At 49.4% G+C, this 16262-nt stretch carries 17 protein-coding genes; 12 read left to right on the top strand and 5 right to left on the bottom strand.

Translation table 11 applies throughout. From position 1 onward, the window contains the following. Positions 1-371: 371 nt before the first annotated feature. The gene (locus tag FOA19_RS12355; RefSeq protein ID WP_149091123.1) at positions 372-836 is read right to left on the bottom strand and encodes a DUF4199 domain-containing protein; all 465 of its coding nucleotides are present in this window, start codon (positions 834-836) and stop codon (positions 372-374) included. A 309-nt stretch (positions 837-1145) separates the two neighbouring features. Here FOA19_RS12355 and FOA19_RS12350 point away from each other — a divergent pair, with 309 nt between their 5' ends. Next, entirely contained in the window at positions 1146-2774 is a 1629-nt protein-coding gene (locus FOA19_RS12350; protein ID WP_149091122.1) for an ABC-F family ATP-binding cassette domain-containing protein, read from the top strand. Positions 2775-2869: 95 nt separating this feature from the next. On the opposite strand, the gene FOA19_RS12345 is transcribed toward FOA19_RS12350, so the two are convergent. Further along, entirely contained in the window at positions 2870-3019 is a 150-nt protein-coding gene (locus FOA19_RS12345) for a lmo0937 family membrane protein (protein WP_149091121.1), read from the bottom strand. A 54-nt stretch (positions 3020-3073) separates the two neighbouring features. Beyond that, entirely contained in the window at positions 3074-3226 is a 153-nt protein-coding gene (locus tag FOA19_RS12340) for a lmo0937 family membrane protein (RefSeq protein WP_149091120.1), read from the bottom strand. A 242-nt stretch (positions 3227-3468) separates the two neighbouring features. Between FOA19_RS12340 and FOA19_RS12335 the strand changes: the two genes are divergently transcribed. Beyond that, complete coding sequence (locus FOA19_RS12335; RefSeq protein ID WP_149091119.1) at positions 3469-4359, top strand: 3-hydroxyacyl-CoA dehydrogenase family protein; 891 nt, start codon at positions 3469-3471, stop codon at positions 4357-4359. Between the two features lie 192 nt (positions 4360-4551). On the opposite strand, the gene FOA19_RS12330 is transcribed toward FOA19_RS12335, so the two are convergent. After that, positions 4552-5370: a 2,3,4,5-tetrahydropyridine-2,6-dicarboxylate N-succinyltransferase gene (locus FOA19_RS12330; RefSeq protein WP_149091118.1), complete on the bottom strand. Its 819-nt coding sequence runs from the start codon at positions 5368-5370 to the stop codon at positions 4552-4554. 47 nt (positions 5371-5417) lie between these two features. Here FOA19_RS12330 and FOA19_RS12325 point away from each other — a divergent pair, with 47 nt between their 5' ends. The 9 genes from FOA19_RS12325 to mnmE all read left to right on the top strand — a co-directional run bounded on the left by FOA19_RS12325 (position 5418) and on the right by mnmE (position 14639). After that, positions 5418-6560, top strand: coding sequence for a glycosyltransferase family protein (locus FOA19_RS12325; RefSeq protein ID WP_149091117.1), 1143 nt, complete (start codon positions 5418-5420; stop codon positions 6558-6560). Positions 6561-6627: 67 nt separating this feature from the next. Beyond that, positions 6628-7638, top strand: coding sequence for a 3-oxoacyl-ACP synthase III family protein (locus FOA19_RS12320; RefSeq protein WP_149091116.1), 1011 nt, complete (start codon positions 6628-6630; stop codon positions 7636-7638). A gap of 6 nt (positions 7639-7644) precedes the next feature. Continuing rightward, on the top strand, positions 7645-8304 hold the full coding sequence (locus FOA19_RS12315) for a metal-dependent transcriptional regulator (protein ID WP_149091115.1): 660 nt from the start codon (positions 7645-7647) through the stop codon (positions 8302-8304). Between the two features lie 67 nt (positions 8305-8371). After that, a complete protein-coding gene (locus FOA19_RS12310; RefSeq protein WP_149091114.1) occupies positions 8372-9268 on the top strand; it encodes a metal ABC transporter solute-binding protein, Zn/Mn family in 897 nt (298 codons plus the stop codon). Positions 9269-9501: 233 nt separating this feature from the next. Further along, complete coding sequence (locus tag FOA19_RS12305; protein WP_149091113.1) at positions 9502-10305, top strand: metal ABC transporter ATP-binding protein; 804 nt, start codon at positions 9502-9504, stop codon at positions 10303-10305. Continuing rightward, positions 10302-11594 (top strand): metal ABC transporter permease, encoded by a 1293-nt coding sequence (locus FOA19_RS12300; RefSeq protein WP_149091112.1) that lies wholly within the window; start codon positions 10302-10304, stop codon positions 11592-11594. The genes FOA19_RS12305 and FOA19_RS12300 overlap by 4 nt, the downstream gene beginning before the upstream one ends. After that, complete coding sequence (locus FOA19_RS12295; protein WP_149091111.1) at positions 11591-12487, top strand: metal ABC transporter permease; 897 nt, start codon at positions 11591-11593, stop codon at positions 12485-12487. The genes FOA19_RS12300 and FOA19_RS12295 overlap by 4 nt, the downstream gene beginning before the upstream one ends. Before the next feature lie 243 nt (positions 12488-12730). Then, entirely contained in the window at positions 12731-13225 is a 495-nt protein-coding gene (locus FOA19_RS12290; protein ID WP_149091110.1) for a thioredoxin family protein, read from the top strand. 34 nt (positions 13226-13259) lie between these two features. Next, entirely contained in the window at positions 13260-14639 is a 1380-nt protein-coding gene (gene mnmE / locus FOA19_RS12285; protein ID WP_149091109.1) for a tRNA uridine-5-carboxymethylaminomethyl(34) synthesis GTPase MnmE, read from the top strand. A 115-nt stretch (positions 14640-14754) separates the two neighbouring features. Here the strand turns inward: mnmE and FOA19_RS23370 are convergent, their stop codons facing one another. Continuing rightward, positions 14755-14949: a hypothetical protein gene (locus FOA19_RS23370; RefSeq protein WP_223808870.1), complete on the bottom strand. Its 195-nt coding sequence runs from the start codon at positions 14947-14949 to the stop codon at positions 14755-14757. Positions 14950-15603: 654 nt separating this feature from the next. On the opposite strand from FOA19_RS23370, the gene FOA19_RS12280 reads away from it, so the two are divergent. After that, positions 15604-16245 carry a vWA domain-containing protein gene (locus FOA19_RS12280; RefSeq protein WP_190300388.1) on the top strand — a complete coding sequence of 214 codons (642 nt, stop codon included), beginning with the start codon at positions 15604-15606 and terminating at the stop codon, positions 16243-16245. Positions 16246-16262: the final 17 nt, after the last annotated feature.

Below are 16262 nucleotides of genomic sequence, written 5' to 3'. Positions count from 1 at the left end.
TGTGTTGTTATATATGTCCTTTAACGCGCCACAGAAACCTTAGTTATGGGAATTTTAATATTTTGTTATTGCATTTAAGTAATAAAACCAAATTGAACACCTGTCTTTAATACATTAGCCTAAAATTTAATATATAGCTATTTTTTGATATTTAAAGCATCAAAATGGAGAATATGCTTTATTTGGCTCATTTACCCATATCCTAACAACAATTCTAATTGGGTTTAACCCATATTACCCTTTTACAAGGCTTTAATCAAAACTCACGCGTGTTCTTAAAAAAGTATTGTTTCTCCTCTATACCACCTTTGTATAAACAAAAAACCCTGACCATTTCAGGGTCAGGGTTTATCCTAAATCGTGCGTTTCACTTAAGAGGTAAGTTTATGGTCTGGGCGTTTAAAGAACTGCATGGCTATATACCCTACAAAAGCACCAATCACCACGCCAAGCAAAATCCACACGATGGCCATGAGCCAGATGGCCTGCTCATTGCCGTAAGACTCATCTGCCGCGTAAGGATAAGACACTGCTAAGTTAAAGACCTTGTCAGTTAAGACCTGGAATATGGTGAACAGCACCGAGGAAACCAGGCCTACAAAAAAGCCCACTCCTATGCCTTCTAAATACCCAATCTTGCCCTCTTTTGCTATTTTGAAGCTTCTGATGGCCAGGCAAATTCCAATAACCAGGATTATGCCCGTTAAGAAATGCAAGGATACATTCTCTAAAAGGCCTACCAGCCTTAGCAAGATCATATAGATAATTGCCGCAATTCCCGTCATTACTCCAAAGTAGGTACCTGTCTTCTGTACCGATGTCCGACGTTGTTCCATTGTAGTTTTATTTTGTTTAAGTTCAGTTTAACAGAGAACAGGCTCTCACCCAGTGCTCTAAAATGTAGATATGGTTTATTATATACTTATTTCGTCTTGGAGGTGTTGTCCAAAACCTCCATTTTTTATAAGTGCTACCCTTTCTATAACCCCAGAACGGCATTCTTGTTTTGGCTGAACTGAATTAAGGCTTTGATTGTCTGTAGATAAGCGAATGGACCAAAAAACCGGATTCACACTACTAATAAGGAGCTTTTCAGTTCTTTTGGTAACTTCGCCCCAGAAACGCTATATATATTAAAGAGCAGCATGATCAGCACCAGCAACGTTAGTCTTGGCTACGGCAAACGCACCCTTTTTGAAGACGTCACTATTAAGTTCTCTCCCGGCAACTGTTACGGCCTCATTGGTGCCAACGGAGCCGGTAAGTCAACTTTCCTTAAAATATTATCCGGGGAGATAGACCCCAACACCGGCACGGTAGATATTCCGGCCAAAATGCGTCTGGCTATCCTGAAGCAGAACCATTACGAGTACGATGAGTATCCGGTGCTCCAGACGGTGATCATGGGCCACAAACGCCTGTGGGATATCATGAACGAGAAAGATGCCATCTACGCCAAAGAGGATTTCTCTGAGGAAGACGGTATGCGCGCCTCTGAACTGGAAGCCGAGTTTGCGGATATGGAAGGCTGGAACGCCGAGTACGAAGCCGGCGAGTTGCTCAGCGGCTTGGGCATTCAGCCCGACTTGCACTACACGCTCATGAAAGACTTGGGCGGTAACGAGAAGATCAGGGTGTTATTGGCGCAGGCACTGTTTGGGAACCCAGACATTCTTCTGCTGGATGAGCCTACCAACCACTTGGACGCCGAGTCCATCATGTGGCTTGAAAATTTCCTTGACAATTTCCAGAACACCGTAATTGTGGTGTCCCACGACCGCCACTTCCTGGATGCCGTGTGTACGCACATCGCCGATATCGACTATGGCAAAATTCAGCTGTACGCCGGTAACTACTCTTTCTGGTATGAGTCCAGCCAATTGGCTTCCAAGCAGCGTACCGATGCCAATCGCAAGACCGAGGACAAGCGGAAAGAATTGCAGGCGTTTATTGCCCGTTTTAGCGCAAACGCCTCCAAATCAAAGCAGGCTACTTCCCGCGCCAAACTGTTGGAGAAACTGACGCTGGAAGACATTAAACCGTCTAGCCGGAAGTATCCTTACATCCAGTTCAAGCAAGAGCGCGAGGCGGGTAACCAATTGCTGCAGCTTGACAACCTCACCAAAAGCAATGATGGGGAACTGTTGTTCAAGGATGTGACCTTCACGGTAGACAAGAAAGACAAGATCGCCATCATCTCTCGGAACGATTTGGCCGCTACCACCTTCTTCAAGATTGTGATGGGCGAAGCCACTCCGGACAAAGGCGAATACAAATGGGGAACCACCATAAGCGCGGCTTACTTCCCTAAAGACAACTCAGAGTTCTTCAATGTGGACCTGAACCTGGTGGACTGGCTGCGCCAGTTCTCCGCGGAGAAAGACGAGAGCTTTATCCGGGGCTTCCTGGGCCGAATGCTGTTCTCCGGCGAAGAGTCACTGAAGAAAGCGAGTGTATTGTCTGGAGGAGAGAAAGTACGTTGCATGCTGTCCAGAATGATGCTGCAGAGCGGGAACATGCTGGTATTGGATGAGCCCACCAACCACTTGGACCTGGAATCCATCACGGCATTGAACAACGGCCTGAAAGAATTCCAAGGGTCGCTCCTATTCAGCTCCCATGACTTACAGTTCGTGGACACCATTGCCAACCGCATCATTGAGTTGACGCCCAAAGGCATCATTGACAAACGGATGAGCTATGATGAGTACCTCACCAACGATGACATCAAAGCCCTGCGCGCCCAGATGTACGGCGTAAGCACCCTGGTGTAAGGTTCTCGTTTTAGAGCCGGTTTTCTAAATCAACCATAAAACAGAAAGGGCGATCCAAATGGATCGCCCTTTCTGTTTTCGGTAATGCCAGGGCCCTACCCGCGTATCAATCTTAGCAAGACAGCCACGATGGCAATCACCAACAACACGTGGATGATTCCGCCAACCTGGTCACCAAATCCTAAGAACCCGATGAGCCATAAGATTACCAGCACCAAAGCAATGATATAGAGCAAGTTTCCCATAATGTTAACTTAAGCTGATCAAAATTTCTGTAAGTGCCGGTGAAAAGGTGTTGTTTATGCTCGGCGTATTAGTCGCAGAATCACAGCGATAACGGCGATCACCAATAAGATGTGGATGATACCGCCTACTTGATCTCCGAATCCTAAGAATCCGATCAGCCAGATAATTACCAGCACTACTGCGATGATATACAATAGATTTCCCATAGTTTTAGTTGTGTTTGGTTTTGTTTAATTGTTTTAGAACGTTTTTCAAATATCGTCCCGATATCGATTTTTCTGCTTGTACGCAAGAATATTTGAAAAGATTTATATAGTCTTTTAAAAAGATATAATTACTTATGCACAAGTTCGTTAAAATGTGTTTAGGCCATAATTAAGCCATTTCTTGCGCCGGCAGAGAATTATCATAGCTTTGCACCCATAATTCACTAACTAACGCTCATTCTATGAACATAGCCGTCATTGGGTCTGGTACCATGGGCAACGGCATCGCCCACGTTTTCGCACAGAATAATTTCTCGGTTTCTCTTATTGATATTTCCCCTGATTCTTTGGCCAAAGCCTTGGGGACCATTTCTAAAAACCTGGACCGCATGGTGGCCAAAGGCACCGCGACTGAGGAGCAGAAGGCGGAGACCTTACAGCGCATTGCCACCTTCACCAGCCTGGAAGAAGGTGTGAAAGACGCCGACCTGGTGATAGAGGCCGCTACGGAGAACGTAGACATCAAACTGGACCTTTTCCGGCAGTTGGAGGCCTTCACCAAGCCTTCCTGCATCCTGGCCAGCAATACCTCTTCTATCTCCATCACCAAAATAGCCTCCGTGACGCAGCGCCCTGACAAGGTGATTGGCATGCACTTCATGAACCCGGTGCCGGTGATGAAATTGGTGGAAGTGATCAGAGGCTATTCCACCAGCGATGGGGTCACAAACCAGATCCTGGATCTCTCCAAGCTATTAGGTAAAATCCCGGCGGAGGCGAACGACTACCCAGGCTTTGTGGCCAATCGCATTTTAATGCCCATGATCAATGAAGCGATCTATTCTTTGTTTGAGGGAGTAGCCGGCGTGGAAGAAATTGACACCATCATGAAACTGGGCATGGCGCACCCCATGGGTCCCCTGCAACTCGCCGACTTTATTGGGTTAGATGTATGCCTTTCCATTCTACGGGTGCTGCATGACGGCTTCGGGAACCCCAAATACGCACCTTGTCCATTATTGGTGAACATGGTTCAGGCCGGGCACAAAGGCGTGAAAAGCGGACAAGGTTTCTACAGCTACACTCATGGCACGAAGGACCTGGTTGTGGCCGATACTTTCAAGAAGCGATAATATTTACAAAATCAATTGATGCTGCTTTTGGGTTGTTTTGAAAGAAATTGCCTCTAAACGGCTTCAGATTTAAATTCCTTATTTAAATTCCTTATAAAGCAGAAGCCAAGGCAATCACAATCCATATAAAACAGAAGAGGCCGGCAAATTGCCGGCCTCTTCTGTTTTATGATCATTTTGTAAAAACAAGCCTTAAACAGCCACTGCGTTCTCGCGGAGCGCATCATTCAGTGAAGTTTTCAGGTCAGTGCTTTCTTTACGCTGCCCAATGATCAGGGCGCAAGGCACCTGAAAAGACCCGGCCGGAAATTCTTTCGTGTAAGAACCCGGAATCACCACAGAGCGAGGTGGCACGTAGCCTTTGTACTCTTTCGGCTCTGCGCCGGTCACGTCAATGATTTTAGATGAACCAGTGATGCACACGTTAGCACCAATTACGGCTTCCTTGCCAATGTGGCAACCTTCCACCAGGATACTGCGTGACCCGATGAAGGCCCCATCCTCAATAATCACGGGGGCAGCCTGTACCGGCTCCAACACCCCGCCAAGGCCAACACCGCCGCTCAGGTGTACGTGCTTGCCAACCTGCGCGCAAGACCCTACGGTAGCCCAGGTATCTACCATGGTTCCCTCGTCTACGTACGCCCCAATGTTGGTATATGAAGGCATCAGGATTACGCCTTTGGAAATATAGGCACCATAACGGGCCAAAGCATGAGGAACCACCCGGATGCCTAATTGGGCAAAGCCGCTTTTCAACGGAATTTTGTCATGGAACTCGAAAGGACCGGCCTCAATGGTTTCCATCTGCTGGATGGGGAAGTACATGAGCACGGCTTTTTTCACCCACTCATTCACCTGCCATTTCTCAGTGTCGGTTGGCTCGGCCACCCGCAGCTCGCCGCGGTCCAGTTGATGGATCACGCATCTGATGGCCTCTTGGGTAGCTTTTTGCCCCAACAACGACCGGTCATTCCAGGCAGTTTCTATTGCTTCTCGTAAATCGTTCATTTTGTCTTTGTGAAAGAATAAGAGATCAAAATTATTAAATTGTGGCGATGATCCGAAAACGAATTCTACTGGCCTCCCTCTTAAAGCCAGTCTCTGACACTCGTTTATACGAGAAAATCGGCCAAAGCCTTGCCAAACTCCCTCAAGTGGAAGTGCACGTAGCCGGTTACAATGCTCCCTTACCCTCTTACGCTCAATCTGATAAAATCACCTTCCATCCGGTATTTGATTTTAAACGGATTTCATTTGGTCGTCTGGGGGCTCAACTGAAGTACTGGAGATTATTAAAAAAGGTAAAACCCGCACTATTAGTCGTGGGCACCCACGAACTTCTGCCCCTAGGGTGGTTATACTGTCGCCTGCATTCCTGCCAACTGGTGTATGATGTGCAGGAGAATTACTTTCTTAATCTTCTCACCCAAAAGGTGTATCCGGGAGTTTTAGGTAAAATCTTGGGCCATGCCGTTAGAAGCCTAGAGCACGCCATAGCACCTTCTATCAGTCACTTCTTTTTAGCCGAGGAAGCCTACAGGCTGGAGTTGCCGTTTATAGGCCACCGGTACACCGTTCTGCAAAATAAGTACCTTCCTCCTACCCAGGAAACTTCCGTACCCAGGTCACTTCCTGTGATCCTGCAGGAGGAGAAACCCTTGCGCCTCTTGTACTCTGGCACCATCTCCCGGCTATATGGGGTCATGGAAGCCATCACCTTCACCCAAAATCTCCGGCAGTGGGTGCCCTCCGCAGAACTCACCATCATAGGTTACGCCGCTGATGCGGCTTTCCTGGAAGAAGTAAAAGCCCGGGTGGCGCCACTTTGCTTTGTGACCCTCCTGGGAGGTAATACCTTGGTGCCGCACAATGAAATTTTAGCCCAGGAAAAACTGCACCACATAGGATTGTTGCCCTACCGGCCGCACCCCAGCACCTTTACCTGCGTACCTACCAAGCTATTTGAGTACATAGGCAATGGCTTGGTAGTCATCATGGAATCAAACCCGCTGTGGCAAAAAATCCTTCAGGACCATGAGGCCGGGGTGGTGTTGCCCTTCGCGCGCGCCATCACTCCCAAGAAGATAGAGGCACTATTGGAAAAACCGTACTACCAAAATGGAATTCCTGAACAGGTATTCTGGATGGAAGAAGAATCTACCCTACAGGGGGTGGTGATCAAGCTGTTAAGCCTTTAAAACAGGTTTAAAAATTTATTTAGGCAAACCTAAACTTTAATTTCCATATACGTATATTTGACCAACTATGACGAAAGAACTAAGAAACTCCCGCATTGCTGGCCTTGGCCACTATGTACCCGAAAAGGTAGTGAAGAACGCTGATCTGGAGAAACTGATGGATACCTCAGACGCCTGGATTGTGGAGCGGACCGGTATCCATGAACGACGTTATTTTGAACCTGGCAAAGACACCACCGCCAACATGGCTGCCAACGCGGCTCGCAAAGCCTTGGAGAAAGCCGGCTTAGAGGCCAAAGACTTGGACATGATTGTGTTCGCGACCTTGAGCCCCGATTATTTTTTCCCTGGCTCCGGAGTGCTGTTGCAGCGCGAGTTAGGCATTTCAGATATTCCTTGCTACGATGTCCGGAACCAATGCTCCGGTTTTATCTATGCCTTGTCTTTAGCGGATCAGTTCATCAAAACCGGCATGTATGACAACGTGCTGGTAGTGGGTTCAGAGATCCACTCTTCGGGGCTTGACTTCTCAGACAAAGGCCGGTCCGTTTCAGTGATTTTCGGCGATGGAGCCGGAGCTGCTGTTTTGACACCCTCAGATAGCTTAGATCGGGGCATCTTATCTACCCATTTACACGCTCAGGGCGAATTTGCGGAGGAACTGATGACCAAAGGACCATCAAGCAACGATGCGGAGCGCCTCACTTACCAGACCATTGATAGCGGCGACATCTGGCCAGTGATGAACGGAAGCACCGTCTTCAAACACGCCGTTACCCGCTTCCCCGAGGTGATCAACGAAGCCCTTACCCACAACGGTGTCACTGCCGATGATTTGGATCTGGTGGTGCCTCACCAGGCTAACCTGCGCATCACGCAGTTCATCCAGCAAAAAATGAAACTGCCAGACAATAAGATTTTCAGTAACATCCAGAAGTACGGCAACACCACTGCGGCTTCCGTGCCCATTGCGTTTTCCGAGGCTTTTGAAGAAGGAAGGGTAAAAGAGGGAGATTTGATCTGCCTGGCGGCGTTTGGCAGTGGTTTCACCTGGGCTTCTGCCCTGATTCGCTGGTAGACCGTCATGCACAGTACCGCGGAAGAAAACTACATCAAAGCCATCTACAAACTCTCTGGAGGCGGCACCAACGCGGTAAGCACCACCGGCCTTTCTGAGACGCTGCAGACCAAACCCGCCTCAGTGAGTGACATGCTGCGGAAGCTCAGCGCTAAAGACCTGGTGCACTACGTGAAATACCACGGGGTGCAGCTCACAGCCGAAGGACAAAGGGTGGCGTTAAAGATCATCCGGAAACACCGCCTCTGGGAGGTGTTCCTGGTGCAGAAACTCCACTTCACCTGGGACGAAGTACATGAGGTGGCCGAGCAGATGGAACACGTGAAATCTGAGCTGCTTATTCAGCGTTTGGATGAGTTCCTGGGTCATCCGCGCATTGATCCGCACGGCGACCCTATCCCTACGGAGGCGGGGGAACTGCGCGAGGAAGAGCAGCGGGTGCTGGCTTCTTTGGCCATAGAGCAAAAAGGCGTGGTGTGCCGGGTGAAAGACTCGCAGCCCGCTTTCCTGCAGTACCTCAACCGGGTGGGCATTCAGATTGGAACGCAGCTGCAAGTAGTGGACAAAATACCCTACGATAACTCGTTAGAGATCAGTATCAATAAAAGTAAGTCAGTGATTCTTTCTTCAGATGTGCTGGAGAAGATTTTCGTCATCAATCCGTGAGGTGCGTTTACGCGCTGATTTTATGAAAACAGGCCTTAAACGTTGGTTTCGTTGTGCGCTTTTCTTAATGCTGCTTTGTGCGGCCTGTGCCCCCGAGGATACTCCCGGGGCTCAGGCGCACCAGCAGGGCAAACTCTACATTGTCACCACCACCAGCATTCTCCGCAATGCGGTGGCCAACCTGGTAGGCGACCGGGCCGTGGTGACGTCTTTAATGGGCGCAGGCGTTGATCCGCACTTGTACAAAGCGGCCCTAGGCGATCTGCAGACCTTACGCGAGGCAGACGTCATCATTTACAACGGCCTGCACCTGGAAGGAAAGATGGGCGAAGTGCTGGACAAACTGGCCCGCCAAAAGGTGGTTTGGGCGGCCGCCGAAGGTCTCCCCGAGGAGCGCCTCCGGAAATCGCCCCAGTTCCAGGACAGCCATGACCCGCACATCTGGTTTGACGTGGCCCTCTGGGGCCAGTTAGTGGAACACGTTTCCCAGAAACTCCAGCAGCAGGACCCACGGAACGCCGCTCAGTATCAAGCCAACACCAAGCAGTACCGCGCTAGGTTAGACAGCCTCCATCTCTGGACAAAGGCGCAGATTGCCTCCATCCCAGAACGGCAACGGATCCTCATTACCGCCCACGATGCCTTCGGGTATTTTGGAAGAGCCTACAACATCAAGGTGCAGGGTTTGCAGGGGATCTCCACAGTTTCAGAGTTTGGCTTGCAGGATGTCTCCTCGTTGGTCAATTTCATTGTAGACCAGAAAGTGAAAGCGGTTTTTGTGGAGAGTTCTGTCTCGCAGAAAGCCATAGAAGCCGTGATGGAAGGCTGCCGTCAGAAAGGGCATGAGATACAACTGGGCGGAACCCTGTACTCCGATGCCTTGGGTGAGCCCAACGGCCCGGCCGGCACTTACGAGGGGATGGTGAAAGCCAACGTGTCCAAGATTGTAAAGGCATTGAAGTAAAATACCATAAGTTGCTGTTTTACTTATTGGTTATAGTCTGTTTAGAAAAGTGATGTTTGAAGAACTTACTAGTTTGTAGCATCAATATAAAGCAGCGGTAAAGGACATTAAACTTTTAAGCTGGTCATTTGAATAAGGGTTAGCAATCCTATTTTAGGCCTGTTTTCATAAAATCAGCTTAGAAACACCAGAACAAAGTTTTAGAAGGTAGAAGCGTATTTCAGGAGTAACCCATGATACAACACGTCACGAATCCGGTTTTAGAAGTGCATGATTTAACGGTGAGCTATCAGCGGAAACCCGTGCTGTGGGACGTAGACCTGACCTTACCGCAACAGGCGCTGGTGGGCATCATTGGCCCGAACGGGGCTGGTAAGTCCACGCTCATCAAGGCCATCATGGGCTTGCTTCCATTGAACAGCGGCTTTGTGGAGCTGTTTGGCAAGCCCTTGGAAGAGGTCCGCAAGCGGGTGAGCTACGTGCCGCAGCGCGAGTCGGTGGATTGGGATTTCCCGGCTTCGGCACTGGATGTGGCCATGATGGGGACCTACGGGCAACTGGGGCTTTTCAGAAGGCCTGGGTCCCGAGAGAAGAAACTGGCCATGGAAGCGCTGGAGAAAGTAGGCATGCAGGATTTCGCCAACCGGCAGATCTCCCAACTTTCCGGCGGACAGCAACAACGGGTTTTCCTTTCCCGCGCCTTGGCCCAGGACGCGGATTTGTACCTTATGGACGAGCCGTTCGCGGGGGTAGACATCGCCACCGAAACCGCCATCATTGAACTGCTGCGCCTGATGCGCGACAACGGCAAAACGGTGGTGGTGGTGCACCATGACCTGCAATCGGCGCAGGACTACTTTGACTGGATCATTCTGCTCAACATGCGCCTGGTAGCCTCGGGCCCTACCGAGGAGACGCTTACGCCTCCCCTTCTGGAGAAAACGTACGGCGGCCGATTAACCGAGCTTAGCCGCGTAAGCGAGTTGCTGCAGAAGAAACAATTCCCCATCAGAGAAACCAAACCAACCCGCAAATGAATACCCTGTGGGATTTCCTGAGCATGTCAGACGCCAACGTGCGGTTTGTGACTATCGGCTCTGTTCTGCTGGCGGCCAGTTCAGCGGTGGTAGGCTGCTTTACCGTGCTTCGGAAAAGGGCGCTGGTAGGTGACGCCGTGGCGCACGCCGTTTTGCCGGGCGTTTGCCTGGCCTTTATCCTGACCGGTGAGAAAAACCCCTTGATCCTGCTGTTAGGCTCCTTCCTGACCGGGTGGCTGTCTCTTATCATCATTGACCTGGTCACCGCAAATAGCCGCATAAAAGAAGACACCGCCATTGGCTTAGTCTTGTCCGTTTTCTTCGGGATTGGCATTCTGCTGCTCACCTCCATTCAGCACTCCAACAATGAAAACCAAAGTGGGCTGGATAAATTTCTTTTCGGGAGCGCGGCGGCTTTGGTGGGCCAGGACCTCATCACCTTCGGGGCAGTGGCGGTGCTGCTGCTGTTGAGCGTGCTGCTGCTGTACAAAGAATTCAAGTTAATCAGTTTTGACCTGGCTTATGCCCGCACCATCGGGTTGCCCGTGCGCGGCTTGGAGCTCTTGCTTACGACCCTCACGGTTTTGGCGGTGGTGGTAGGAATCCAATCAGTGGGCGTGGTGCTGATGTCGGCTATGCTCATCACACCTGCTGCTGCTGCACGCTTCTGGACAGACCGGCTTGGGGCGATGGTGGTGATTGCCGCCGCAATGAGTGCCTTCTGCGGCGCGGCTGGGGCCTATGTCTCCTTTACGGCTCCTGCCATGCCTACCGGCCCCTGGATTGTGATGCTGTTGTCCTTACTGGCAATCTTCTCGTTTATCCTGGCCCCGAAAAAGGGACTTTTGGCCCGTTACCTGATGCAGCGCCGCTTGCGCCGGCAGATGACCCGCGAGAACATCCTTAAAACGCTGTTCCATTTGGGCGAGGCCAAAGGCGAATACGAACACAGTTACTCCAAACAGCAGATTTTGGAACGCCGCCGCCAACCCTTGCTCCGGATGAAGAATGGGCTGAAGGTGCTTCGCCGCCAAGGTCTGGTGCAGGAAAGCCATGACGGCTGGGCACTTACGTCACCCGGCAAAAAAGAAGCTCAACGCATTGTCCGGCTACACCGCCTATGGGAGTTGTACCTCACAGAGTACCTGCAAGTAGCCTCAGACCACGTCCACGAGGATGCGGAGTCCATTGAACACGTGCTTACCCCGGAGCTGGAGAAACGGTTAGAAGAGCTGCTGGACTACCCTACCTCAGATCCGCACCATACCACTATTCCGCAACAGTCATGAACATAGATGCTTTCTGGATTATTTTAACCGGGGCGCTGGTAGCCATTTGCTGCAGTTTGCTGGGTTGCTTTCTGATTTTGCGCCGCATGGCTATGGTGGGCGATGCTATTTCGCACGCGGTGCTGCCGGGCATTGTGCTGGCTTTTCTGTTCAGTGGCTCTCGCGAGGTCTGGACCATGTTGATTGGGGCGGCCCTGCTGGGTGTTGCCTGCACCTTCCTGATTGAGTTCTTCCACAAAAAAGCCCGCGTCCAAGCCGATGCCTCCATTGGAGTCACCTTCACTACGTTGTTTGCACTGGGTATTATCCTCATCTCGGTGTACGCCGGCAAAGTGGACCTGGACCAGGATTGTGTGCTTTACGGCGAGATTGCCTATGTTCCTTTAGACATCTGGCTCACCGAAAGCGGTTTGAACATGGGTCCGCGAACCGTCTGGATTATAGGCGGAGTTTTGGTGCTGCTGCTGTTGTTTATCACCGTTTTCTACAAACAGTTATACCTCACCTCCTTTGATCCGGCTTTCGCTACGGCCATCGGGCTCTCCACCACGCTTTGGTACTACCTCCTTATGGGCGCGGTTTCCCTGACCACAGTAGCGGCCTTTGAATCTGTGGGGGCTATTCTGGTGGTGGCGCTCATGGTAGGTCCACCGGCTACCGCTTATTTGCTCACCGATGACCTGAAGAAGATGTTGGTCCTCTCAGCCTTGGCCGGAACCATCGCTTCGGCGGCTGGTTTTTACCTGGCCTTGTGGTTGAACGGCTCTGTGGCAGGGGCTATCTCTGTCATCATTGGACTACAGTTTCTGCTCGCCTTTGTCTTCTCTCCCAGCCACGGTCTATTGGCCAAGCGCCGGCAGCCGATAGCAGTTATGAAGGCTAACGCCGTTTAAAAATCTCTAAATGTCAATCCGGTTAGATATTGGTGAATTTGGCTTTAGGATTTAAAGGGTTTCGGGCTCATTTTTCTATAATAAGCTTTAAACAGCGACTCCCTTTTTGAAAGTCTAAAGGGCACTCGAGAAGAGAAGCGCTTTTCTACTTTCCTCCGGATACCACAATAGATAACGGTTCTTTTCGTATTAGAAGCGACTTCAAACCAACTGACCCTTAAGCAGAAGCGAAATTTAAGTTACATGCACTTCCTTTTTATTATCATAACCGCGTTCGCCTCCTTCTTCTCTCCTACTTCCTCCCTTAAACCGGCTGAATTTATCGTAGCTGCTCCCTCAGAAAAGCTGGAGTGGCTCACGTTGGAGCAGGCCCTCGTGAAAAGCAAAACCAAGCCCAAGAAGATTTTGGTGGATGTATACACCGATTGGTGCGGCTGGTGCAAGAAAATGGACAAGCAGGTGTACCAGAACCCTGAGGTGGTGAAGAAACTGAACCAGGATTACTATGTAGTGAAACTCAACGCCGAGCAGCGCCAAGCCATTACTTTGCAGGGCAGAACCTACAAATACTTGGAGAAGTACCGAGCACATGAACTGGCATTGTCCCTTCTGCAAGGACAGATGAGTTATCCTTCCACGGTTTTCCTGAACGAGAAGCAACAGGTGATGGAGCGGGTTCCCGGTTTTATACCGGCCAAAGATTTTCTGCGCGCTTTAGCGTATCTTTCGGAAAAATAGCCGCTAAACGGCAAACCCTAAGGAGTACATTGCTTTGATACCTTCCATCCTTTCCAAAGATACCATTGTGGCCCTGTCCACCGCTGCGGGGCACGGCGCCATTGCCGTGATACGGCTCTCCGGCCCCGAGGCGATTTCCATTGTGCAGAGCGTTTTCAAAGGAAAGAACCTGCAAAAGCAAGCCTCGCATACGCTACATTTTGGGACCATCAGAGATGCCGAGAAGATTCTGGATGAGGTGGTGGTAACTCTGTTCAAAGGCCCGAATTCCTACACCAAAGAAGACGTGGTGGAAGTCTCCTGCCATGGATCGCCGTACATCACCGAGCAGCTTCTGAAGCTATTTCTGCGCCAGGGCGCTCGTCTGGCCGAGGCCGGCGAGTTCACCAAGCGTGCTTTCCTGAACGGGCAGTTCGACCTGGCCCAGGCCGAGGCCGTGGCCGATCTCATCGCCTCTGATTCGGCGCTGACGCACCAGGTAGCCATGAAGCAAATGCGCGGAGGCTTCTCGCAGGAGATTAAGGCCCTACGGGCGCAACTCATTCATTTTGCTTCCATGATTGAGCTGGAACTGGATTTCAGTGAAGAGGACGTGGAGTTCGCCGACCGCAGTGCCCTCCGGCGCCTAATCTCTTCCCTACAGCGCCTGATTACGGATCTGCTGCAGTCTTTTGAAATGGGGAACGTGCTCAAGAACGGAGTTCCCACGGTCATCGCCGGCAAACCAAATGCTGGTAAATCCACGCTGCTCAACGCGCTTCTGAACGAGGAAAAAGCCATCGTATCTGAGATTCCCGGCACCACCCGCGACGTCATTGAAGATGAGGCCATGATTGGTGGCATTCGCTTCCGGTTCATTGATACCGCTGGTCTGCGCGAAACCTTGGATACTGTGGAAGCCATTGGGGTTGCCCGCACCAAAGAGCAATTACAGAAGGCTGCTCTGGTTCTCTACTTATTTGATGTAACCTCCACTACTCCTGCTCAGCTGCAGGAAGAATTAGATGCGCTTAACTTACCAGCGGTTCCTTACCTTCTGCTGGGAAATAAAAAGGATTTAGCTACTCCTGAGCAGTTGGGAAGCTTTGGCTCTTTTGAAAATCTGGTGTACTTATCGGCAGGCAAGAAAGAGGGTCTGGAGGACCTCAAAAAAGAACTCCTGGAGCAAGTAAACGCAAACGAAGCCATCACTGGAGATCGCACCATTGTGACCAACCTCCGCCACTACCAAAGTCTGCAGCAAACCTCAGATACCTTGATAGAAGTCCTGCAAGGCTTGGACAGCGGCCTCACCGGAGACTGGCTCGCTGCGGACATCAGGCGCTGCCTTTATTACCTTGGCCAGATCACCGGTGAGATAACCACTGATGACCTTTTGGACAATATTTTTACTAAATTCTGCATCGGGAAGTAGGCTTTAGCTGCATTTACCTTTTCGGGTAAATGCGGCTAAATAACACAAGGCCTAACCACTGCTGTCTTATTGGGAAAGGTTTATCATTAAAGCAACTCCCACCATTTCCTACTATTCAGCTTGGCTTGTCCTCTTCCTCATCATTGCCAGGCTTACCTTTTTTGGCGTTTTTAGCTTCAGCTTTTAGGCGCTCTTCATTTTCTTTCCTTTCCTTGAATTCTTTTTGACGCTGTTTCTTTTGTTGGTCTGCTGATCTAGTACTCATATCCTGCCTATTTAAGTTAATACCAATACATATAATTGTCTCCAAAATACTACTGCTTTCCTATGTGATATACCCTTAGGATGAACAAACTTCAAGTATCACGCTTTGTACACTTATGTATAATAATTTGATTCACTGCACTTGAAGATCCTTATTTAGATGCTTCAACTTGTCACCTTCTTCCTTCCTAACCCTTTAACCACAAGCAGTCTTTACAATAGTTAACGGCCAACTCACCATAAGAAAGCAACTCATTTTTCATTCTCTCCAGGTTACTTGTTTTATAGCCCGCTCATTGTTTTTCTTTTAGCTAGAATACTTCCAAGCTACTTAACTACAATGTCAGGGTTCTTATAAGGTCCTCTAAACTGATGAATAAAGGGTGTCATTGTTGCTTTTCTTGAGCAGACATAGTTGAATATTTCAAATTATTCGCTCTAAAATTTAATGAATTATAGCACCCCAATCTCCTGTAGTAAGGATTTTTCCTAGCCATATTCTTATGAGAGTAGAAGTATGAACCATTAAATGAAAAGTATCTAAGGCAATACAAAAACCACTCTCTTCCAACTAATTTAACTCCTCTCTGCATCATACGTTAGTTTACAAAGCTTCTACTTACTTCGTTAACTACTTAAAATATACATGATTATGAAAGACTCTACAGAGATAGTTTGTGTCTTGGACCGGTCGGGGTCCATGACCAGTATACTAGATGACGCAATCGGAGGATTTAATACCTTTCTAAAAACGCAACAAGATACACCCGGCGAGGCGGTGATGAGCGTAGTGTTGTTTGACAACGAGTTTGAGTTGGTGCATAAAGCAAAACCCTTACACGACATTCCTCCCTTCAACCATTCCACCTTTGTCCCTAGAGGAAGTACCGCGCTTTTAGATGCTGTGGGATTAACTATTAGAGAAATAGGTGTCCGGTTAGCGGCTCTCCCAGAATCCGAAAGGCCTAATAAGGTGCTATTTGTAATTTTGACCGATGGACACGAAAATGCCAGTAACCACTATACCCCGGAACAAATTAATGAGATGATCACCCATCAGCGGAACGTGTACAAATGGGAATTCCTCTTTTTAGCTGCCAATCAAGACGCCTTTACAGTTTCTGAGAGGTTAGGTATTGCCAGAGGAAATTCTCTCAATTTTCAGGCTTCCTCTGACGGCACACAAAAAATGTACAGAAGGATGAGTAATGCTTCCTCGTATTACCGGTCCTTGGAAAAAGAACGACAAGATGTTAAGACTGACAACCTGTTCGCTGATTCATCTGATGAAGACGATGAACAAGGAGATCAGCAAGGAGACAACCAAACAAGGGTATTTTAAGCAGAACCATGTCCATG

It is taken from the genome of Rufibacter hautae, from assembly GCF_008271695.1.
GTDB lineage: Bacteria > Bacteroidota > Bacteroidia > Cytophagales > Hymenobacteraceae > Nibribacter > Nibribacter hautae.
This window is presented reverse-complemented; position numbering and strand designations above follow the sequence as displayed.